Source organism: Flavobacterium sp. UBA7663, assembly GCF_002483315.1.
In the GTDB taxonomy this organism is placed as follows: Bacteria; Bacteroidota; Bacteroidia; order Flavobacteriales; family Flavobacteriaceae; genus Flavobacterium.
Genome location: NZ_DLHR01000012.1, coordinates 51,377 through 72,562, shown reverse-complemented (window position 1 = coordinate 72,562; position 21,186 = coordinate 51,377). Strand labels below are relative to the sequence as shown.

Genomic DNA, 21,186 nt, shown 5'->3' with positions numbered 1-21,186 from the left:
ACTTTTTCATTTGTTAATTTTTAATAATTTTTATATTTTTTTGATCCCCATTCGTATAATTCAAACTTAAAAAGTAAACTCCGATAGGATATTCCTGAAATGAAATAACCAAAGAATTTTGAGACAAGTTTTCTTTAATAGTTCTCAATACCTGACCATTCAAAGTGAACACATCTATGCTTGAAACTTTATTTTCATCAACCAATTCCCACTTTAAAAAAAGTTCTTCTTTAACAGGATTGGGATAGTATGAAATAACATCCTCAGGAAAGAATTTTTGCATGTCAGTTTCTTCTAAATTAGAAATCTCTTTATATGTTTCTTGAGCATTTCTAGATAAACAACTAGGACACCATTTCCTTTGAATTTGATTACCTGCATCATCATATTCAAAACGAATTTTTTGAGCTTGTGTAAATAAAGAGACAAGCATAAAGAGAACGAATAGTTTCAATTTCATAATATATAGTCATTTGAATTTCGTACAAAATTCAAATAATTGAAACTAAGAGCAAAGAAAATTTTAACATTTAACCAAATGTATACCTGAGGTATAATTATTGTTAAAATTTAAATATAACCACGAGATTTGGCTTCTTTTAGAATATTTTCATCCTCATTAAGATTCAAGGATTGTTTTATTTTAGATATTCTTTTCTTGATTGTAATTTCAGAAACTGACAATTCACTTGCAATTTCATTAATCTTAAAACCAAAAGATAGGTATTGAAGTATTAATCTATTTTTCTCATTAATAAAAACTTCATTTTCCCATATTTCTTCTAATTGCTCAACGACAAAAAAACTTCTATATTTATTTCCTGACAAAACATTTTCAATAATTTCTAGAAATACATCACCACTTACGTCCATTTTGGTAGCAATTCCGTCGGGAGATACATTTTGAACTATATCAAACAATGTAATATTGTCAATACTAGCAGTTAATATTATTGTTTTACAATTTGGAAAAATATTCTTTAAGTAAAGGCATACATCAGTGCCATTAAAAATATTTTCTAGAGGATAAATAGGCATTGAATAATCAATAATTGCTAAATCAATATTTGTATTTATTTCTTTAGCACTATTAATTTTTAAATAGGCTTCCTCACACGAATTTGCCTCAATGTAATTAACATTATCCCCTAATACATTTGAAAATGAAAGTATCATCTTATAACCTTCAATTGTCATTTGATGATCTTCTGCAATAAAAATATTCAAATTTAAAAAATTTCTAAGTTAATATTATTGTATTTTTAGGGGGTACCGCAATAATACTAATATTTATTTGATTCGCAATAAATTTTAATCAATTTTGATTTTAAGTATGTCAAATAATAACTTTTACATATGAGTATATAACTTAATTCGTTTTACAGCATCTTATAAAATTTTGAATTAATAGCATTAAATCCTCCTTAAAAAAGTTCGAAACGCCTCTTCTCTGCTCAAAACAGTTTACAATTAAATCATAATCCCAATTAAGTTTTACGTGAATTTCAGTTTCAATTGGTATAAAACCTTTTCCATAATTTTTTTCAGAATTCATTTTCTTTAAAGCTCTTTTTTTTTTAATGTTAATTCAATTAAATATTAAATTCTCCTCAGTCGCTCGAAAGTGACTCACAACATAAAGATTTTTAATCTCAACTATATATAATAAACTATTATTCTTTATCTAAAAAATTCATGTTTCGCAATTCTTTTTGCATTTTCTACTTTTTGCACTTTTACATAATTTAGAAAAACACGTTCCGATTTATGTCCGCTAATCGCCATAATATCTTGAATAGGCATACCAGCTTTAAATGCATTTGTACAAAAAGACCTTCTTGCTGTATGTGATGAAACAAATTTATATTTTGGCAAATTATACTCCTCCACCTTATTCCCTACTGTTCTCGTTAATGAATGATTATCAGTAATTTTTGCTTTCTTACAGATTGATTTAATGTGCTCATTAATCAATCCAGAGTAAATATAATCTGGCAATTTCCCCTCTCGTTTTTCTATTATTGAATTCACTATTGAATTCAATGGAATAATTACAGCATTAGATGTTTTCATTTGTCTTAGTTGAAAATATTTCACACCATCTTCTTCAAATATAACTTGGTATGGCTTTTTTAATAATCCTAACATGTCTGAAACTCTTAAACCAGTATAACTACTAATTAAAAAGATGTCTCTTACACCATCTAAAATTGGATCTTTTAAATCTAATTCTTGTATTCTCTTTAATTCCTCTACGGTTAAATAAACATGATCTATTTCCTCAGTCATCTTAGAAAAATAGCCTTTTTTGAATTCATTATTGTTATGAATACCTTCTTCATAAGCATAACCTAAAATTGTTTTTAATTTTTGAATAATTGTACCAAGATAGTTTTTAGAATAATTAAGAGAAGATAAATACAATACATAATCATTATAAAATTCTCTATTACAATCATTAAATGAAAATTTTTTCAATTTTCTATCTTCTATATATTCTTGCAATCTGGATAAACCAGTTTTATAGGTTTTTAATGTTCCTTGACCTAATTTTTTCTTTGTGTATGGACTATTGTGAACGGAATAATAATCTAAGAACCATTTATAATATGAGATCAAATTACTTTTATAACTCTCAACTTTCGCTTTTTCTTTATCAGCAACACTAGTTTTGCCAAAAGCATCTAACATTATTTTCTGAACAATACCTTCTGAAATATCCGTTTCATCAATTGCCGAAATTGACTTATTGAATTTATACATAGCTTCAGATAATTTTGTATTAATGTCTGCTGCTCCAAATACTGAAGATGGAATTTTTAGTCTTTCTTTTCTACTATCCCACTCTTTTGAATTCTGAATCATGTATCCTGTAGAAGTTCTTAATCTAATAGAACCATTTGAATTTCTGTATTCAAAATTTATTGAATACTTTTTTGTACTTTTGCGAAGGTAAAATCTAATTTTCATTACTGTCTTTTTTAAAAAAATTAACATTATTGTAATATTAGATTTTGGCAAATTTTAATCAAAATATTGTGACCAAAATTGTGACCATTCTAAACCATTTGAGTCCATTTCTGTCCACTTAAACAAAAAAATGATTTAAAAAAGCCTCTGAAAAACATCGAATTGACGCGAAAACAGTAAAAAAAGTGACTGAAAACCTCCTGCAGTCGAGGTCACAAAATACTAAAGCGTTCAATCTTTTTGAACGCTTTTTTTTATATCTTAACTCAGTGTAAATCTACAAAAAACATGGATAATTCTATAGAAAATCGCGTAAGATTAGTTGAAACCTTGTTTCAAAATCTTGATGTGGAAATTATAGATTTCCAAAAAGAAACAAAATTAGGTTGCATTGCTGGTTGCGGAAAATGTTGCTCAACACCAGAAATTGATGCTTCGCCACTTGAGTTTTTACCTTGGGCTTTTCATATTTTTTTAAACGGTCAAGCTGAAGAAACGCTAATAGAATTAGAACAAAGCACAACAGCTACTTGCTTTTTATATCGTCCAAAATCGTTAGCAGAATTTACATCCGGAAATTGCAGTACCTACCAATATCGAGGATTAATTTGCAGACTTTTTGGCTTTGGTGCCACAACGGATAAATATGGAAAATTACGCATTGCAACGTGTAATATTATCAAAGAAGGACAAGCAACAAATTTTGAAAATGCCACAATTGCTATAAATACTGATTTATCTGTGCCTATATTTACAGAATACTACATGCAACTTTCGCAAATAGATTTTAAGCTTGGAAATGTTTTTTTGCCAGTAAATAAAGCTATGAAAGCCGCTTTAGAAGAAGTTTTACAATATTATGCTTACAGACCTTTTCCTGATAACTACAAAAAATCTATATAAAAGATTTATTTTCAGTTTGTTGAATTAAAAGTAACAAATCAAACAAACTACCAAATTATAGCCTACCTTCGGTAAAAAATTATGACCATTGAGCAACGTGTTGTTTTGGTAGAAGAATTATTCCAAAATTTGGATGTTGAAATAAAAGAATTTCAATCACACACTAAATTAAGTTGCGTTACTGGTTGTGGCAAATGTTGCAATCATCCCGAAATTGATGCTTCACCTTTAGAGTTTTTACCTTGGGCTTTTCACTTATTTTTAAATGGTGAAGCCGAAAAAGTATTAAACACACTAAACAAATCTACTGTAAACCGATGTTTTATTTATAATCCGCTTTCATTGTTGGATAAAAACAAAGGAAATTGCAGCAGTTATCAATATCGAGGTTTAATTTGCCGTCTTTTTGGATTTGGAGCCAATACCGATAAATATGGTCAATTGCGATTGGCAACTTGCAAAATTATCAAAGAAGGACAAGCTGAAAATTACAATAAATCAACCGAATTAATCAATAAAGGCTTACCGGTTCCCATTTTTACAGACTACTATATGAATTTATCCCAAATCGATTTTCAATTGGGAAATGTAATTGTTCCAATAAATAAAGCACTCAAATTAGCTATCGAAGAAGTATTGCAATATTACGCCTATCGTCCAATGCCAAACGGACATTTTAATTGTGCTTAACCTAAATATTTTTCACCGATTACTTTTCGAATCGAGATAAAACCAATTTGATTCAAATCAATTTCCGAACGTTTTACCCAAATTAACTCTTGAATTTCGTCTTCTGCTTCCACTTTAATTACATCGGAAGTTAATGCACATTCATAAAAAATATCCATTGTTCTATATGGTACATTTTTATACAAATAATTGTTTGGAGAAGTAGTGATGTATTTTAAATCATTATTTGAAATTTCAATTCCTAATTCTTCTTTGATTTCTCTAAAAGCCGCTTCTTCAGCAGTTTCATTTGGGTCGATAAATCCACCCGGCAAATCCCATTTTCCTTTGTCTGGGTCGACATTTCTAACCGTAAACAACACTTTGTCTTCAAACGTAAAAACAATCGCTACAGCAGCCGCAATGTTATGATAATAGGTAAAACCACAATCATCACACAAAAAACGACGATTATCAGGAAACGTAAAATGGGTTGAAGCACAACTTGGGCAAAATTTGAAAAATGTCATTTTTATAGTGATTAGTGATAGTACAAATTTACTTTTAAATTTTCAATTTGAACTTGAAACCTGAACAATTACAAATTTACTATGATACTATTTATGAAAATCCGTAATCATCAGCGTTTTGCACAAGCAAATCCGTTTTATCCGTGTGCTAAATGAAGTGCAACGTCCTAGTAAAAATTAAACATATAAGTCATATAAGGAAAAAACAAGTAAACGTTACGTTGAATTGAGTTCGTATAAGATTTCAAAGATTATTTTAAATTTCTAAAATCTGTGTTCCAAAAACCTGAAACAAAAACAAAGTGAAACGCCTCTGAGTAACTCTCTCAACACAAACCATTTCAAAAAACTCTGTAAAACTCTGTGTAAAACTTTGAGAAATTTTGTGCTACAAACTTGAAACTTGAAACCTGAAACTATATAACTATATTTGTCACATGAAGCATTTAGTCATCATAGGAACCGTTTGGCCCGAACCAAATTCAACAGCAGCTGGAAGCAGAATGTTGCAACTCATTTCGTTGTTTCAAAAGCAAGATTATGAAATAACATTTTTGTGTTCGGCTTCTAAATCCGATTTTTCGTTTGATTTGAGTCAGATTTCGGTTAAAACCAAAGCCATTCAACTGAATGATAGTAGTTTTGATACTGAAATTACAGCATTAAATCCAAATGTTGTCCTTTTTGACCGATTTATGATAGAAGAGCAATACGGTTGGCGTGTGATGGAAAATTGCCCGAATGCTTTACGGATTTTAGACACTGAAGACTTACATTTTTTACGAAAAGCCAGAGAAGTGGCCTACAAACAAAATCGTGAGTTGGTTTTTGAAGATTATATTTCAGATGTTTTTAAACGCGAAATAGCTTCCATTTATAGATGCGATTTGACTTTATTGATTTCTGAATACGAAATGCAATTGGCAACAGAAACATTCAAAATTGATGCTTCTATTTTATACTATTTACCTTTTTTATCAGAAGATATGAATACAAATGTCAAAAAATTTGAAGACAGACAACATTTTGTAAGCATTGGTAACTTTTTGCACGAACCCAATTGGCAAACCGTTTTAGCCTTAAAAAAATGTTGGAAATCAATCAAAAAACAACTTCCCGAAGCCGAACTTAATATTTATGGTGCATATGTTTCGGAAAAAGCCAAGCAATTGCACAACGAAAAAGAAGGGTTTCTAATTAAAGGAAGAGCCGAAAGTGTTACTCAAGTGTATTCGAACGCAAAACTTTTGTTAGCACCAATTCCCTACGGTGCTGGTTTGAAAGGCAAATTGTTTGAAGCCATGCAATTGGGATTACCTTCAATAACCACAAAAATGGGTGCCGAAGCAATGAACGGAAATTTAGATTGGAATGGATTCATCACTTCCGATGAAGATGATTTTATAGAAAAAGTAATCAAATTGTATAACGATAAATCGCTTTGGGAAACCGCTCAAAAAAATGGTTATGAAATCATTGAAAAACGATTCAAAAAGGAATTATTTACAAGTGATTTTATGAATAGAATTGAAGCACTTCAACTAGATTTAAAAACGCATAGAAATCAAAACTTCTTGGGACAAATTTTGCAACATCAAGGTTTACAAAGTACAAAGTATATGAGTAAATGGATTGAATCGAAAAATGCAATTTAATTAGCGAAAAGTCTATAGAGAAACATTATAATAAGTCCTGGTAAAATTAAAAGTAAACAACCAAATAACACATCCGCTCTTGTAACTTTTCTATTTTTTGGATATCCGTTACTACCTCCAATTTTAAAACCTATACCTTCCATACGACTTGGCATATAAGGATATTCGCCTATCCAAGGTTTTAAAATATTTTTTAAGAATTCATAACTCAATAAAACGATAATTGGTGTCAATCCTAATATTGTATAGTTAATCCATTTTGGATTAAAAAATATTAAACTATACAAAAAAGAGAAAAAGAAAAAAACAATTGAAACAACAATTCTATTCTTATACCTTTCTTTTTTCATTGTTTCAGCAATAAAGAAAACATATAAATAAACTATAAGAAAAATAATAAAATAGATTATTTCCAAAATTCAAAATTTAAATTATCCGTGTATCGTCTCCGATTTTCCGTAGCTTTCAATCACTTTTGCTTCAAATTCTAGCCATTCTTCCCAACGTTTTTTAACATCGTAACCTTCTTCTGCTAATTCGTGCGCAAATTGTAAAAATGAAGTATAATGGTTGGCTTCTGAAATCATTAATTCTCTATAAAAAACAGCTAATTCTTCGTCTTGAATATTATCAGAAAGTACTTTAAAACGTTCACAACTTCTGGCTTCAATCATTGCAGCAAATAACATGCGTTCTACTATTAAATGCTTGCGATTTCCGGGTTTCATAAACTTGAATAAATCGTTTACATAACTATCTTTTCGTTCGCGTCCTAAAACCCAACCTCGAGCTTTAATAATTTCATGTACTTGCTCAAAATGGTCTAACTCTTCTTTTGAAATTTTGGTTAATTCCGTTGTAATTTCTGTAAATTCAGGCAATAAATTAATTAACATAATCGCATTGGAAGCCGCTTTAAGTTCGCACCAAGCATGATCAGTTAGAATTTCTTCTAAATTTCCTTCAGCAATATTAGCCCATCTTGGGTCGGTTGGTAATTTTAAACGAAACATTTATAAATGATTTAAGATGCAAAAATAACCTATTTGTATCAATCTTTAAAAGAAATTACAATCCATAATTCTTTTGTGTCTGCATTTAAAATAGCATGGTAATTATTAGAATATCTTGTTTCTTTTTTAAAGTAATAATTATTCGTTCCTTCTTTAAGCGGAAAGCTATTTCCTACATAATTAAAATCTAAATAATCTTCTAAATTTGAAGTTTACAATTTTAAAAATTTGTTAGAATTACAATATTCATGAATATTGATATCTTTATCAAACTTAAAGTAAACTGATTTTTCCTTTTTTACTTTATCATAATTACATTCTGAATTCTCAATTGAAGGAATATTGATTCCAACATTCATTTCAATATTATCAATATTAGCAAATTCGCAATCTCTCTGACTATTTATTGACGAAATAAAAGATTTAAATCCAAATAATGCTAACGACAAAAAAGCAATCACAACAAGTGCGATTAATAGATTTCTTTTCATGATTTTATATTTTATTTTGTTAGAACGCAGAAATTTAAAAAAAAGTACTTACTGATAAATCTGAAAACCTCACTTAAATTGACTACCTTGTAAGAAATAATAAAACCCTATACTATGAAAAAATTAAGTTTAGCAGTAAGCGCGTTGGCAATTCTATTTTTTGTTTCTTGTAAAGAAGAAGTAAAAGAACAACCGGTAAATGAAATAACAATTGAACAAACTACAGTGGATTCAACTGCTGCAGCTCCAGAAGAAGAAGGAACAAAGATAAAAGTGAATTCTGACGGTGTAAAATATTCAGACGGTAAAACCGAAGTTGAAGTTTCTAAAGATGGTGCTGAAGCGAAAAAAAAATAACCCAATTTTGTCTAAATAGTAGAAAAATATTTTACTATTTAGACATTTTTATTTTAAACTAAATTGGAAATATTCCATACTAAATTTGGATTATAAGCAATTCTTCCCTTTTTAATTTCCAACGGACAATCAAAATTATTGGTATACAAACCACCAGTTCCTAAACCTTGTGGCAATGGATTTTGAAGTGTAAATGTAAATTGCGTAATCGCATTTAAACCAATATTACTTTCCAAAGCAGAAGTAATCCACCAACCAATATTTAAACTTTCAGCAATAGCAATCCATTCTAAAGTTCCTTTGAAACCTCCGATTAAACTTGGTTTCAAAATGATGTATTGTGGTTGAATTTCTTCAAGAAGTTTTCGTTTCTTTTCTATTCCAAAAACACCAATTAATTCTTCATCCAAAGCGATTGGAAATGGTGTTTGTTGACATAATAATTTCATTTCTTGAATTTGATTCGCTCTTATAGGTTGTTCTATACTATGTAATTCAAATTCATTTAACTGATTTAATTTATCTAAAGCTTCATTTAAATCAAAAGCACCGTTTGCATCTACCCGAATTTCAATGGTTTTAGCATCAAAATTTTGTCGAATAAATCGCAATAATCCCAATTCTTTCTCAAAATCAATAGCTCCAATTTTTAGCTTTATACATGAAAATCCTTGAGTTAATTTTTCTTCGATTTGACTTTTCATGAATTGCTCCTCGCCCATCCAAACCAAACCATTTATCAACATATTCTTTTTGCCTTCCGTAAATTCTGAAGGAAATAATTCGAAAAGTGATTTAGATTGCAAAGAAAGAAACGCCATTTCTACACCAAATTGAATCGAAGGAAATTCCATTAATTCTTGCCACAATTGATCTTTTCCTAAATGAATATTTTGACAAACCCATTGTAATTTTTCCTCATAATCCGGTCGGTCATCAATAGAAAGTGATCGTAAAATACCACACTCACCTATTCCAATTTTTCCGTTTTCTTCCAATATCAAAAACCAAGTTTCTTTCTCCGACATTACACCACGAGAAGTGCCGCTTGGGCGTTTGAAATTGAGTATGTATTTTTTGTAGGTTGCTTTCATTTTCAAGTACAATGACAATTTCAAGTACAAATTTCAAAATCTTGAAGTTGATTTTTGAAATTGAAATTGATTAATTTATTCTAATATTCTCAATATTTTCTTGAAATCATCAACATTCAAACCTTTTGATTTATAAAAATCTATATCAAATTTAGCCTGTTGAATCCAAGAGGTTTTTACATCAATATTGTTACTCTTATATTTTTTGTGTATTTCTTTAGCCTGAGAGATATCTTCATTAAACACTAAAGAATTTGCATATTTTAACTGATACCAAAGTTGATTATTATCTAATTGAGTAGCTTTAAAATAGGATTCCTTAGCCTTAACAAATTGTTTCGTTTCTATATAAATATCTCCTAAAGCACTGTAATCTTTAGCTTGTGCCCATTTGTTATCTACAATCTCTTTTAAAATATAATCAATTGCTTTCTGATGTTGGTTTTTCTTATAAAAGTCCCAAGCTGTTTTTCTTTTAAATTCTAAAAAATCATTCATCTGTTTGGTGTTTTGAACTGCTTGAATCGCAAGATTTTGAATACTATTTGCTTTTTCAGATAGTAATAAATCTTTAAATTCCTTGTATTTATATTTTCCAATTAATAAATCTATAAATTCTCCAGAAAAAATTTCTTTTTTAGAAAGTGAACTAACAAAATCTAGTCTTGCAATTTCTGTTTCAAGTTCTTTTTTGTTTTGTTTGGTCCAACCTCTACTTGCTTTATAATCTACCCAAGGCACTACTTCTAAGACAATTTTTTGGTTCATAACCCAATTCTGACTTTCGAATCCGAACCATAGATTAGGCAAATTGGTCAAACATAAAGAAGAAGACGAAATCAACTTGGCGTCTTTATTCACTTTTTCTTTTTGTTCCCAACACGCTCTATCCGTTTTTCCTTCTTTCAAAAATAAATTAGCTGCATTTGCTTCTTGAAATAAGGCAAACGTGCATTTATCATCACCCGAAATTGCGGAAGTCAAATGAATCGCTCCAGCTGTTCCTTGACTAATTCCGGTTGGATCTGGAATGGCTTTTAATACCGAAACCAAACTTGAAGTTAGTTTTTGATTTTCATCTAAAACGGTAATTCGGTATACAAATTCGGTAGTTCCAACAGGTAAATCTTCGGCTTTAATAAGTGTTCGTTTTCCTGCTGAAAGTTTAATTTCTTTTGTTGTAGCGCGTTCTTTGTCCCAAAAACCATCTTTTTGACCAAAAAACGAAGTTGATAACAATAAGGCTGATACTAAATATAAAAGTTTATTCATTTTAATTTTTAATAGATAAATACAATTTGGGTGCCAAAGAATTACAATTCAATACTTTGCCCGATTTCTAATAACATCAAATCTTTTCCTTTATCGAAAAATTTGCGTTTAGCGTCTTCATGATTGATTTCGATATACCCAAACGTATCAAAATGATAACCCAAAACTTTATCACATTGTACAAAATCAGAAGCAATAATAGCATCTTCGACATCCATTGTAAAATTACTTCCAATTGGTAAAATCGCTAAATCTAACTTGGTTCTCATTGGAATTAATTTCATATCCATTGTTAAAGCGGTGTCGCCAGCAATGTAGATATTTTTGTGTTCGCCCTCGATTACAAATCCGCCAGGTTGTCCTCCGTAGCTTCCATCAGGAAAAGAAGACGTGTGAATAGCGTTTACATATTTCACCGTTCCAAATTCAAAATCCCAACTTCCACCATGATTCATTGGATGGTAATTAAAACCTTTGTTTCCGTAATGTGATGCAATTTCGTAGTTAGAAACAATAACCGCTTCTGTTCGTTTAGCAATTGCTTCTACATCTAAAATATGATCTTGATGTGCGTGAGTTAGCAAAATAAAATCGGCTTCCAACGTATTTATGTCAATATGAGAAGCCTTTGGATTACCCGAAATAAATGGGTCAACTAAAATGTGAACATCATTTAATGTAATTCCGATACAAGCGTGTCCGTAGAATGTGATTTTCATAACGTTAGATGTTAAATTAAAAATTTAATTAAGACAAAATTACTAAACTTACTGCTAAAAGCATGCTAATTAAAAAAGTACTCAAAGCCACTTTTTTTAATTCGGAATCTAGTTCTTTAGGAATTTTGTTTTTATTCACTGTTTTTAAATGATTGAACAAAATAATAAAAACCAAAGCGAAACTGTATTGTGGTAATGAAAACAGCAGTTGATTCCCAAAAAGAATTAATAAAAGAAAAGCAGAAATTATCAATCCATAATGATATACTTTGGCGTTTTCAGAACCTAGTTTTACAACCAATGTATTCTTTCCAGCGATTTTATCATTTTCAATGTCGCGCATATTGTTTAAATTTAAAACAGCAACGCTAAGACAACCAATAGCAAATGCAGGTAAGAAAAGTATACCGTCTAATTCTTTTGTAAACAAAAAATTAGAGCCTATCACCGAAACTAATCCAAAAAAAATAAACACAAACAAATCACCAAAACCACTGTAACCGTATGCGCTTTTACCTACTGTGTATTTAATAGCAGCACCAATAGAACCAATTCCTAATAAAATGAAAATCAAACTTAGAGCAAAATTTTCTTTTCCAAAAGCTATGTAAATCAATAATAATGCAATTATAAAAGTCAAAGCTGCTGTTATTATAACGGCTTTTTTCATTTGTTGTGCTGTAATAACACCAGCTGCAACCATACGCTTTTCTCCTATTCTGTTGGCATCAGTTCCTTTTACACCATCTCCATAATCGTTTGCATAATTAGACAAAACTTGCAATCCTAACGTAGTTAGCAGCGCTAAAATTACAATTCTCCAATCGGAATATCCTTGATAATGAGCATAGGCACTTCCCACAATAATTCCAGAAACGGAAAGTGGTAAGGTTCGTAATCGTGCGGCTTGTATCCAGTGTTTCATGTTTAATATTTTTGTTTCAAGTTTCACATTTCAGGTTTCAGGTTTGTTGGTTTTCGCTTCGCTCAAATGTAAGGCTACTTCGTAGGAGATTCCTACTTCGGCGGAATAACAAAACTAAGTCAATAATATCAAACTCGCTACTTCAGACTCCCTACTTCCATCTCTTCTACATCCAATTCTTATCTGAAGTTTCCACTTGATACAACCAATAATTAGTTAGTTTCTTTACTTCCGAATAATTTGTTGTTGAAAAATTAACTGTTCCTCCAGCTGTTGAAAGACGAACAGAACCAATATCAGCTGACTTCTGCCAAAAAAACTGTTGGGTTTCAATGGCTTGAATTTTATAAGGTTCAATAATTATTGTATCAATATCCCAAGCGCCATTTTGCTTGATGATAAAATCATTGGAAACAAAAAGTTTATAATTTTTAAATGAAAACCATAGCAAAACAATAGCAAAAATGACAAAAAAACTTGTGTAAAGCATCCATTCATTCCAAGTAACAAAGTGCAATTTAAAATTTATTGCAATTGAAATTAAAACTGGTAATACAAGAAGAAAAAAGGTGTTGACTGCAAATTTTCTCCAATTAGGTGAATACTTCTTCCCTTTTTCTGGCAATTGACTTAATAACAAATTCAGAATAACATCGCGCTCGCTTGCAGAACATCCTGGAACTTCAATTTGGTCTTTTTCTTTTACTTTTTCTACATCGCTAGAAGCCTGATGAACTCCAATAGTGGTAACATCTAACTTCTTTTGAAAATAGTTTTGTGTAATTTTAATTTTTTGAACTTTATTCGGATTTAACAACGTGTTTTTTGTAGATAGTAATCCGTAAGACAACACAATCGCTTGCTTGCTTTTTTGGATAGTAAAATCAAAATATTTTAGAATGGTACGAATTAAGTTTACTATCAAAATTAACACAATAAAAATCCCTACAACTATCATAAATGAAGTAATATTAGGCAATGCATCCAAATAATTCGTTACTTCATCTTCGTTGATTACATCTGTGTTTAACTGTTGTAGATTTTCAATAATTGTTGTAAAAAAGACAAAAATTAAAGCAAAACTTTTAATATAATTCGATGTGAAACCAATCTTCACCAAACTCAACAAACCAATTTTAATGAAAGAAGTCGAGCTTTCTTCAATAGCAACTTTTTCAGAATGGGCAATCGTTTCTTGTTGCGAATGATTGATTAATCGTTCTTTTAAAATAGTGGCTAAATCATGTGAAATAGCACTAATAGAAGCTTCTTTTTTATCGCTTCCTGCAGTATCAATTTCTAATTTATGAACTCCAACTAATCGTTGAATTAAACTTTGATTGATATTAACTTGTTGAATTTTATGCAACTGAATGGTAATTCTAGTTTTATTGAAAACACCTTTCTGAATGACGAATTCGCTATTTTCTTCATCAATATGAAACGTAAAAAACAAATATTGTAAGTATGAAATCACACCAATTATTATCACAACTCCTGCTATGCTTCCAAAAAAAATGAGTTTATTTAAGGAATCAAATTTTACTAACCAAATCAAAAGCATCGGCCACAAAGCGCGAACCGTCTTCTGCAGGGAATTGGCAAACATGACCAAAATTCCTGGAAGCGATTGACGTTGGGGTTGCGAGAAATCGGTTGATTTATTCATTTTCTGCAGTTAAAAATGATTCGTTTGAAAATGGTTCAATAACTTCCTCCTTCTTAGGTGGATTGATTTTTTGGGAAACCAAATTTTTAATAATTTGAGCATCAGCCAGAAGTAAGCCCGGAATTTCTAAATCGGAACTACTACCGCCCGCGGTGAATAATTCGATGGAAGCCAAACCTAATTTGCGAGAAATAAATCCTTGATGTAAAGCTACATGTTGCACTCTGTTGAAAGGAATAATTGTAGTCGTTTCCGAAATTAAACCTGATTTATAAATGGTGTCATGTTCTCTAAAAGCATATCCTTTTTTATTGAAACTAAGCTTCGTAAAAACTATTAATCCAGCAAGAAAAACTAAAATCCCAACAAGAATTAATATCCAAGTACTATTTGAAAAAGCATCTTTTTTAAAATAAAATAAGGTTGAAAATCCCCCAATTATTAAAATAAAAAGCAATAAAAAATTAAAAAGTAATACGTTTATATACTTTGGATGAAGTCCTTTTAATTGAACTTCTTCAAACTTTGGAAGTTGGTCAATTTCGATTGGATTATTTGAGAATTCGTTCATAGAAATAGTTTATTAAAAATCTTTATTCTTTTCTCTTTGTTCTATTCCCTAAATTAAGGCAAATATTTCTTTTCAAAGTTAGGCTTACGTTTTTCTAGGAACGCATCTCTTCCTTCTTTTGCTTCGTCTGTCATGTAGGCTAATCGAGTGGCTTCTCCTGCAAAAACTTGTTGTCCTACCATGCCATCATCGGTTAAATTCATGGCAAATTTTAGCATTTTAATTGATGTTGGTGATTTTGCTAAAATTTCTTGTGCCCATTCATAAGCTGTATCTTCTAATTCAGCATGAGGAATTACGGCATTTACCATTCCCATTTCAAAAGCATCTTGTGCTGAGTAATTTCTACCTAAGAAGAAAATTTCTCTAGCTTTCTTTTGCCCTACCATTTTTGCTAAATAAGCCGAACCATAACCACCATCAAAACTGGTCACATCTGCATCGGTTTGTTTAAAAATAGCATGTTCTTTACTAGCCAACGTTAAATCACAAACTACGTGAAGCGAATGTCCGCCACCAACAGCCCAACCCGGAACTACACAAATCACGGCTTTTGGCATGAAACGAATCATACGTTGTACTTCTAAAATATTCAATCTGTGATAACCGTCTTCACCAACATAACCTTGGTGTCCACGCGCTTTTTGATCTCCACCACTACAAAAACTCCAAATGCCATCTTTAGAACTTGGTCCTTCCGCAGAAAGTAACACAACTCCAATTGATGTATCTTCTTGTGCATCGTAAAATGCTTCTATTAATTCTTTAGTAGTTTTTGGACGAAATGCATTTCTAACATCAGGTCGGTTGAAGGCAATTCGGGCAACGCCATCACATTTTTTATAAGTTATATCTTCAAATTCTCTTACGGTTTTCCAGTTAATTGTGCTCATATTTTTAATTTATTTTATTTTTCAAGGGCAAGGGCAAATTCAAGTTCAATTTCAAAAGTATTGTGTTTAAAAATATTATTTCAATTTGTTTAACATCATTCTTGATGTAATTGCAATTAATTCTTCTACTTCTGACAAAAGCCAATTTCTTTCATTCTCTTCACCTTCTTTGATGTAATTTAAAACTCGGAGTGAATTTCTTGATTCTTTTAATTCTTTTACAACTAATGATAATTTAAAAACGTAATCTTTATCCGTAATTGTTCCTTGAGATTCACCATAATTTAAAGAAGCACTTCCTGAAGAACGAATTAATTGATTTTTGTAATATTCTAATTCATATGACTTAGCTAATTTTCTAACAAAGAAAATCGATTCTCCAGCAAATCTAACTAATCTTTCATCTAAATTGAATATTCTTTCTGTTGGTTCGTTTAATTCCATGAATGTCTTGATATTTTCTTTTAAAATTGAATTTGAACTTTCCCTTGATTTTTGTATTTGTTTTGGTAAAAATAATTCATTTTTTGCATTATATTGCAAGTTCAAAACAATAAGATTTATGAAAAACCTATATATCGGATTGCTGTTTGCATCTGTACTATTTTCGGCTTCGGCTCAAAACTATGAATTTCAGAAAGTTAATGATGTAGAATGTTTGCCAGTCATCTCTCAAGATATTACGGGAACGTGTTGGAGTTTCTCAACTTCTTCGTTTTTAGAATCCGAAATTATTCGTTTAACAGGTAAGAAAATCGACCTTTCTGAGATGTTTCAAGCTCGAACCACTTATTTGGCTAAAGCCGAAAACTATGTAATGCGTCAAGGAAAAGCTAATTTTAGTGAAGGAGCTTTGGCACACGATGTATTAAATAGTGTTGCTAAAAATGGTTTGGTTCCGAATAGCATTTTTGATGGTTTAAACGATGGTGAATCGAAACACAATCATGCTGAAATGGTAGCGGTTTTGGAAGCGATGTTAAAAACGTATGTTTCAAATCCAAGTGGTAAATTATCTAAAAATTGGAAACAAGCTATTAATGCAGTTTTAGACATTTATTTAGGAAGTATTCCAACAAAATTTGAATACGAAGGCAAAAATTACACACCAAAATCATTTGCTGAATTTACTAAAATTAAACCTGAAAATTATATCACCTTGACTTCTTTTACACATGAAGCGAATTACAAACCGTTCATTTTGAATATTCCTGATAATTTTTCAAACGGAAGTATGTACAATTTGCCTTTGGATGAATTCATTACCAATATTGATAATGCATTAGCAAACGGCTATTCGCTTTCATTAGATTGTGATGTTTCGGAAGCAACATTTTCAGGAAAATATGGAGTGGCTTTTGTTCCAGAAAAAGAAGAAGATACTAAAACTGGTTTAGCCGAAATTATAATTGAAAAAAATATCACACCAGAATATCGCCAACAAGAATTTGAAAATTTATCTACCACTGACGACCATTTAATGCATATTGTGGGTAAAGTAAAAGATCAAAAAGGAAATGTATATTACAAAGTAAAAAACTCTTGGGGAAGCGACGAAAAGAAAGTGGCTAACGGCGGTTATGTATACATGAGTGTATCTTATATGAAATTAAAAGCAATTTCTGTTATGGTACACAAAGATGGAATTCAAAAAGAGACTAAAAAGAAATTAGGGTTGTAGTATGATTTTTAAATCTGCTGTAAGTAAATTAAATAAGTACATTTATGTTGGAGTAATATTATTTCTATTACTCTTAACTATTCCTGCTTTTTTTGAAGATTCTTATGAGCCTTTTATAGTGCTTTTTTCGATACATTTCTTAGTGATTCTATTTTTAATTTGGACTTACAAAACCACTTTTTACAAGATTGAAAACAAGAATTTGCATTGGAAATCGGGGCCTTTCAAGGGTAAAATAGATATAACTAAAATCAATAGAATTGAATATCACAAAGGAATTTATGTACCAACCATTTGGAAACCAGCATTGAGTCATATTGGTTTAATTATTACATATAATAAATATGATGATATTTACATTTCACCTGAAAAACAACAAGAATTTATTACTACATTGCAACACCTAAATCCCAACATTACGCTTAAGAATACCCCATATGATTTATAAATTACTCACCATAAGCCTATTATTATTTATTACAAGTTGCCAAGAAAAACCAGATAAAGCAAAAGAGTCTACGGTAAAAGATATCGATGGAAATGTATCTGAATTTGCGGTTAATTTTTCGCCACTTACCACCATTTATAAAAACAAAATGGGAAATGAAGTGGAAGCTTTTTATGATAAAAAATTTAACTCAAAAGATTTTAGTGGTTCGTTTTTAGTTGCAAAAAATGGCGAAATTCTTTATGAAAATTATAGTGGATATGCCTACAAAGAGAAAGGCGATTCTATCAAACAAAATACACCTTTGCATATTGCATCTGTAAGTAAAGTAATAACAGCTGTAACCATTTTAAAATTAGTTGATGCAAAAAAACTAAAATTAGATGATTTAGTAACTTCTATTTTACCTGAATTTCCACACGAAAAAACAACCGTGAGAATGTTACTGAATCACAGAAGTGGTTTACGAAATTATGCTTATTTTACTGATGATAAAGGCGTTTGGGATAAAAAGAAAACCCTAACCAATCAAGATGTTTTAACGCTTTTAGCCACTAAAAATATTGGCTTAGAATCAACGCCTGGGACACGTTTTGGTTATTGCAACACCAATTATGCTTTATTGGCTTTAATCATCGAAAAAGTATCGAAAAAGACTTATCCACAAGTGCTTCAAGAATTAATTTTTGATCCTTTGGGTATGAAAAATACTTTTGTTTTTGATGATTTAACAAAACAAGACAGCGTGAGTCAGTCTTATAAAAACAATTATTTACGATTAGCTTTTGAATATCTAGACCAAGTATATGGCGATAAAAACATCTACTCAACACCTCGCGATTTACTGCAATTTGATTTGGCTTTGTATTCTGATAAATTTTTGAGCGCAGCTATGAAAGCCGAAATGTTCAAAGGGTATAGCTATGAACGTAAAGGAACTAGAAATTATGGTTTAGGAGTTCGTATGTTAGAATTTGAAACGGGTCAAAAATACTTCTTTCACAACGGCTGGTGGCATGGAAATACATCATCATATGTAACATTAGTAAAAGATTCGGTTACGATAATTGCTATTTCTAATAAGTTTACAAGAAAACCTTATCAAACTAAGAGATTGGCTCCAAAATTTGGCGATTATCCATTTAAATTTAATGATGAAGAAGGCGAATAATTAACCGATTTTCACCGAAGTCATCGTTAAAGAACCACCAACTGCCTTATCGTTAAAGAATTCCACTTTATCATTATCGGTTTGTAAGGCTAAAATGTACAGCAATGGATAATAATGATCAGGTGAAGGAATAGCTAAAGTTGCGGCTTTATGTAATTTTTCATATTGAATTAATTCTTTATGAAAACCATTTGAAATTTTATTTTTGAAGATATCATTCATTTCTAAAGCCCAATCAAATCCGTATTCGGATTCGTTTAATTTATCCCAAGCTACCATTCGTAAATTATGCACCATATTACCGCTTCCGATAATTAAAATTCCTTTTTTGCGAAGTGAAAGTAACTGTTTTGCTAATTCATAATGATAAGCCGCTGGTTTATAATAATCAATACTCAATTGTAAAACCGGAATATCAGCATTAGGATACATGTGTTTTACTACCGACCAAGTGCCGTGGTCTAATCCCCAATCGTGGTCTAATTCTACTGCTGGATTTGTAATTAGTTTTTGAATTTCTGAAGCTAATTCAGGATTTCCAGGTGCGGGATATTTCACATCAAATAAAGCTTGTGGAAAACCACCAAAATCATGAATTGTTTTCGGATTTGGCATAGCTGTAACCATTGTGCCTTTGGTTAACCAATGTGCCGAAATTACCACAACTGCTTTTGGTGTTGGGATTTCATTACCCATTTTTTGCCAACGTTTTGAAAACTCATTATCTTCAATGGCATTCATAGGCGAACCATGTCCGATGAATAAAACGGGCATCTTCTCCTCTTCTTCTCCTAAAACTTTTGTCCAATCATAGAACGGTTGTATACTTGCCATAGCGATTCCTCCTGAAAGTAGTGTTATGAAATTCTTGCGATTCATAAATTAATATTTGTATATACAAATGTAGTGATAAAAAGATTAATAAAACGTATTTATGAAAAAATTAAGAAAGCAACTCCATTTTGAAATATCTCAAAATGAAGAAAATAGAAATTAAATTGAATACAAGAGCTAACCAATAGTACTTGTTATAATCGTCCGTATTTGTAGCGATTTCATACAAATTTAAAAGTGGTAAAATTACGACTGCTATCCAAATAGGAATCCAAATAATTTCGGTTTCAAAACCAATAAAGTGAATGGTTTCAAAATTTTGAAAAATGGCAACAAACGTTAGTAATAAAACTAAAACGCTAAGAAAAAGATATATTTTATTCTTTTTTGTCATTTTAAATCAAATAAATTCCGTCTTCTTTGATTTCGATTAACTTTTGTTTGTATAAATTTCCAACGGCTTTTTTGAAATTCTTTTTACTCATTTTCAATACCGTTTTAATGTCTTCTGGATGCGAATTATCTGTCAATCGCAAGAAACCACGATTGGCTTTTAATTCGTCTAAAATAATTTGCGATGAAGGTTCAATTGCTTCTACTCCAACTTTGCGAAGCATCACATCAATTTTTCCGTCAGGGCGAATATTTTTAATGTAGCCAATGGTTTTCATTCCTGGTTTTACATCCGTATATACTTCATTTTTATAAGCTAATCCTTTGTATTTCTGATTGATGATAACATTTATTCCACCATCGGTAATATGAGAAATTAAGATATTTACTTCTTCATTTGGTTCCAAATCAACATTTTCATTCGTCAAATACTTGTTCGTTCTACTTGAAGCTACCAAACGATTGGTTTTTTCATCTAAATGCATGTAAACCAAATAACGTTTTCCAACTTCCATAGGTCGCGCTTGTTCTTTAAACGGAACAAATAAATCCTTCTCTAATCCCCAATCTAAAAAAGCACCAAACTGATTCATGTAATTTACTTTTAAATGCGCAAATTCATTCAGTTTGATATATGGTTTAAGCGTAGTTGCCACAGGACGTTCTTCATGGTCAAGATATATAAATACAGTTAAATCATCTCCAATAGAAAATTCTTTTGGCACATATTTATTAGGCAACAAAACATCATCATCTTGTGTTTCTTCGCTTCCTAAAAATAAACCAACTTTAGTATCTCTAAGTATTTTTAACGTATTGAACTCTCCTATTTGTAACATAATAAAATAAATATTTTGCAAAGGTAAGCAAATAGAAACAAAAAAAAATCCAGTTATAGAAACTGGATTTAAATTGTATTAAAATTAGA

Annotated in this window: 25 protein-coding genes; 7 read left to right on the top strand and 18 right to left on the bottom strand. The window is 30.5% G+C overall.

Annotation, left to right across the window (positions count from 1 at the left end):
• Positions 1-13: 13 nt before the first annotated feature.
• From B2741_RS03005 to B2741_RS02995, 3 genes are all read right to left on the bottom strand, one after another.
• The gene (locus tag B2741_RS03005; RefSeq protein WP_291135317.1) at positions 14-460 is read right to left on the bottom strand and encodes a T9SS type A sorting domain-containing protein; all 447 of its coding nucleotides are present in this window, start codon (positions 458-460) and stop codon (positions 14-16) included.
• Between the two features lie 110 nt (positions 461-570).
• Positions 571-1,227 carry a response regulator transcription factor gene (locus tag B2741_RS03000; protein ID WP_291135315.1) on the bottom strand — a complete coding sequence of 219 codons (657 nt, stop codon included), beginning with the start codon at positions 1,225-1,227 and terminating at the stop codon, positions 571-573.
• Between the two features lie 453 nt (positions 1,228-1,680).
• Complete coding sequence (locus B2741_RS02995; protein ID WP_291135313.1) at positions 1,681-2,970, bottom strand: tyrosine-type recombinase/integrase; 1,290 nt, start codon at positions 2,968-2,970, stop codon at positions 1,681-1,683.
• 288 nt (positions 2,971-3,258) lie between these two features.
• Here B2741_RS02995 and B2741_RS02990 point away from each other — a divergent pair, with 288 nt between their 5' ends.
• Both B2741_RS02990 and B2741_RS02985 read left to right on the top strand, forming a co-directional pair.
• Positions 3,259-3,873, top strand: a complete 615-nt coding sequence (locus B2741_RS02990) for a YkgJ family cysteine cluster protein (RefSeq protein WP_291135311.1) — start codon at positions 3,259-3,261, stop codon at positions 3,871-3,873.
• Positions 3,874-3,954: 81 nt separating this feature from the next.
• Positions 3,955-4,563 (top strand): YkgJ family cysteine cluster protein, encoded by a 609-nt coding sequence (locus tag B2741_RS02985; RefSeq protein WP_291135309.1) that lies wholly within the window; start codon positions 3,955-3,957, stop codon positions 4,561-4,563.
• Here B2741_RS02985 and B2741_RS02980 read toward each other — a convergent pair.
• The gene (locus B2741_RS02980; RefSeq protein ID WP_291135307.1) at positions 4,560-5,072 is read right to left on the bottom strand and encodes an NUDIX hydrolase; all 513 of its coding nucleotides are present in this window, start codon (positions 5,070-5,072) and stop codon (positions 4,560-4,562) included. The two genes, B2741_RS02985 and B2741_RS02980, sit on opposite strands and share 4 nt — an antisense overlap.
• Positions 5,073-5,509: 437 nt before the next feature.
• Between B2741_RS02980 and B2741_RS02975 the strand changes: the two genes are divergently transcribed.
• Positions 5,510-6,727, top strand: coding sequence for a glycosyltransferase family 4 protein (locus B2741_RS02975; RefSeq protein WP_291135305.1), 1,218 nt, complete (start codon positions 5,510-5,512; stop codon positions 6,725-6,727).
• On the opposite strand, the gene B2741_RS02970 is transcribed toward B2741_RS02975, so the two are convergent.
• The 3 genes from B2741_RS02970 to B2741_RS02960 form a co-directional block, all read right to left on the bottom strand.
• Positions 6,724-7,077: a hypothetical protein gene (locus tag B2741_RS02970; protein WP_291135303.1), complete on the bottom strand. Its 354-nt coding sequence runs from the start codon at positions 7,075-7,077 to the stop codon at positions 6,724-6,726. The genes B2741_RS02975 and B2741_RS02970 overlap by 4 nt on opposite strands.
• 81 nt (positions 7,078-7,158) lie before the next feature.
• Complete coding sequence (locus B2741_RS02965) at positions 7,159-7,740, bottom strand: tRNA-(ms[2]io[6]A)-hydroxylase (protein ID WP_264549237.1); 582 nt, start codon at positions 7,738-7,740, stop codon at positions 7,159-7,161.
• Between the two features lie 212 nt (positions 7,741-7,952).
• Complete coding sequence (locus B2741_RS02960; RefSeq protein WP_291135300.1) at positions 7,953-8,231, bottom strand: hypothetical protein; 279 nt, start codon at positions 8,229-8,231, stop codon at positions 7,953-7,955.
• A 114-nt stretch (positions 8,232-8,345) separates the two neighbouring features.
• Between B2741_RS02960 and B2741_RS02955 the strand changes: the two genes are divergently transcribed.
• The gene (locus B2741_RS02955; protein ID WP_291135298.1) at positions 8,346-8,588 is read left to right on the top strand and encodes a hypothetical protein; all 243 of its coding nucleotides are present in this window, start codon (positions 8,346-8,348) and stop codon (positions 8,586-8,588) included.
• Between the two features lie 53 nt (positions 8,589-8,641).
• Here the strand turns inward: B2741_RS02955 and B2741_RS02950 are convergent, their stop codons facing one another.
• The 8 genes from B2741_RS02950 to B2741_RS02915 all read right to left on the bottom strand — a co-directional run bounded on the left by B2741_RS02950 (position 8,642) and on the right by B2741_RS02915 (position 16,175).
• On the bottom strand, positions 8,642-9,682 hold the full coding sequence (locus B2741_RS02950; RefSeq protein ID WP_291135296.1) for an o-succinylbenzoate synthase: 1,041 nt from the start codon (positions 9,680-9,682) through the stop codon (positions 8,642-8,644).
• Between the two features lie 75 nt (positions 9,683-9,757).
• On the bottom strand, positions 9,758-10,954 hold the full coding sequence (locus B2741_RS02945; RefSeq protein WP_291135294.1) for a hypothetical protein: 1,197 nt from the start codon (positions 10,952-10,954) through the stop codon (positions 9,758-9,760).
• Positions 10,955-10,995: 41 nt separating this feature from the next.
• Positions 10,996-11,673, bottom strand: a complete 678-nt coding sequence (locus tag B2741_RS02940) for a metal-dependent hydrolase (protein ID WP_291135292.1) — start codon at positions 11,671-11,673, stop codon at positions 10,996-10,998.
• 28 nt (positions 11,674-11,701) lie between these two features.
• A complete protein-coding gene (gene menA, locus B2741_RS02935; RefSeq protein ID WP_291135290.1) occupies positions 11,702-12,598 on the bottom strand; it encodes a 1,4-dihydroxy-2-naphthoate octaprenyltransferase in 897 nt (298 codons plus the stop codon).
• A gap of 166 nt (positions 12,599-12,764) precedes the next feature.
• The gene (locus B2741_RS02930; protein ID WP_291135288.1) at positions 12,765-14,267 is read right to left on the bottom strand and encodes a PH domain-containing protein; all 1,503 of its coding nucleotides are present in this window, start codon (positions 14,265-14,267) and stop codon (positions 12,765-12,767) included.
• Positions 14,260-14,838 carry a PH domain-containing protein gene (locus B2741_RS02925; RefSeq protein WP_291135286.1) on the bottom strand — a complete coding sequence of 193 codons (579 nt, stop codon included), beginning with the start codon at positions 14,836-14,838 and terminating at the stop codon, positions 14,260-14,262. Before B2741_RS02925 ends, B2741_RS02930 begins: the two co-directional genes overlap by 8 nt.
• A gap of 53 nt (positions 14,839-14,891) precedes the next feature.
• Positions 14,892-15,731 (bottom strand): 1,4-dihydroxy-2-naphthoyl-CoA synthase, encoded by an 840-nt coding sequence (locus B2741_RS02920; protein ID WP_264369770.1) that lies wholly within the window; start codon positions 15,729-15,731, stop codon positions 14,892-14,894.
• A 75-nt stretch (positions 15,732-15,806) separates the two neighbouring features.
• Positions 15,807-16,175 carry a four helix bundle protein gene (locus B2741_RS02915; RefSeq protein WP_291135282.1) on the bottom strand — a complete coding sequence of 123 codons (369 nt, stop codon included), beginning with the start codon at positions 16,173-16,175 and terminating at the stop codon, positions 15,807-15,809.
• A 118-nt stretch (positions 16,176-16,293) separates the two neighbouring features.
• Between B2741_RS02915 and B2741_RS02910 the strand changes: the two genes are divergently transcribed.
• From B2741_RS02910 to B2741_RS02900, 3 genes are read left to right on the top strand one after another with little or no spacing between them, the layout of a single operon-like run.
• Positions 16,294-17,412 (top strand): C1 family peptidase, encoded by a 1,119-nt coding sequence (locus B2741_RS02910; RefSeq protein ID WP_291135279.1) that lies wholly within the window; start codon positions 16,294-16,296, stop codon positions 17,410-17,412.
• Between the two features lies 1 nt (position 17,413).
• Positions 17,414-17,860, top strand: coding sequence for a PH domain-containing protein (locus tag B2741_RS02905; protein WP_291135277.1), 447 nt, complete (start codon positions 17,414-17,416; stop codon positions 17,858-17,860).
• Positions 17,850-19,031 carry a serine hydrolase domain-containing protein gene (locus tag B2741_RS02900; protein WP_291135275.1) on the top strand — a complete coding sequence of 394 codons (1,182 nt, stop codon included), beginning with the start codon at positions 17,850-17,852 and terminating at the stop codon, positions 19,029-19,031. Before B2741_RS02905 ends, B2741_RS02900 begins: the two co-directional genes overlap by 11 nt.
• On the opposite strand, the gene ygiD is transcribed toward B2741_RS02900, so the two are convergent.
• The 3 genes from ygiD to B2741_RS02885 form a co-directional block, all read right to left on the bottom strand.
• Positions 19,032-19,910, bottom strand: a complete 879-nt coding sequence (ygiD, locus tag B2741_RS02895; protein WP_291135273.1) for a 4,5-DOPA dioxygenase extradiol — start codon at positions 19,908-19,910, stop codon at positions 19,032-19,034.
• Between the two features lie 64 nt (positions 19,911-19,974).
• On the bottom strand, positions 19,975-20,259 hold the full coding sequence (locus tag B2741_RS02890) for a hypothetical protein (protein ID WP_291135271.1): 285 nt from the start codon (positions 20,257-20,259) through the stop codon (positions 19,975-19,977).
• 1 nt (position 20,260) lies between these two features.
• Positions 20,261-21,097 carry a CvfB family protein gene (locus tag B2741_RS02885; RefSeq protein WP_291135269.1) on the bottom strand — a complete coding sequence of 279 codons (837 nt, stop codon included), beginning with the start codon at positions 21,095-21,097 and terminating at the stop codon, positions 20,261-20,263.
• Between the last annotated feature and the right edge of the window lie 89 nt (positions 21,098-21,186).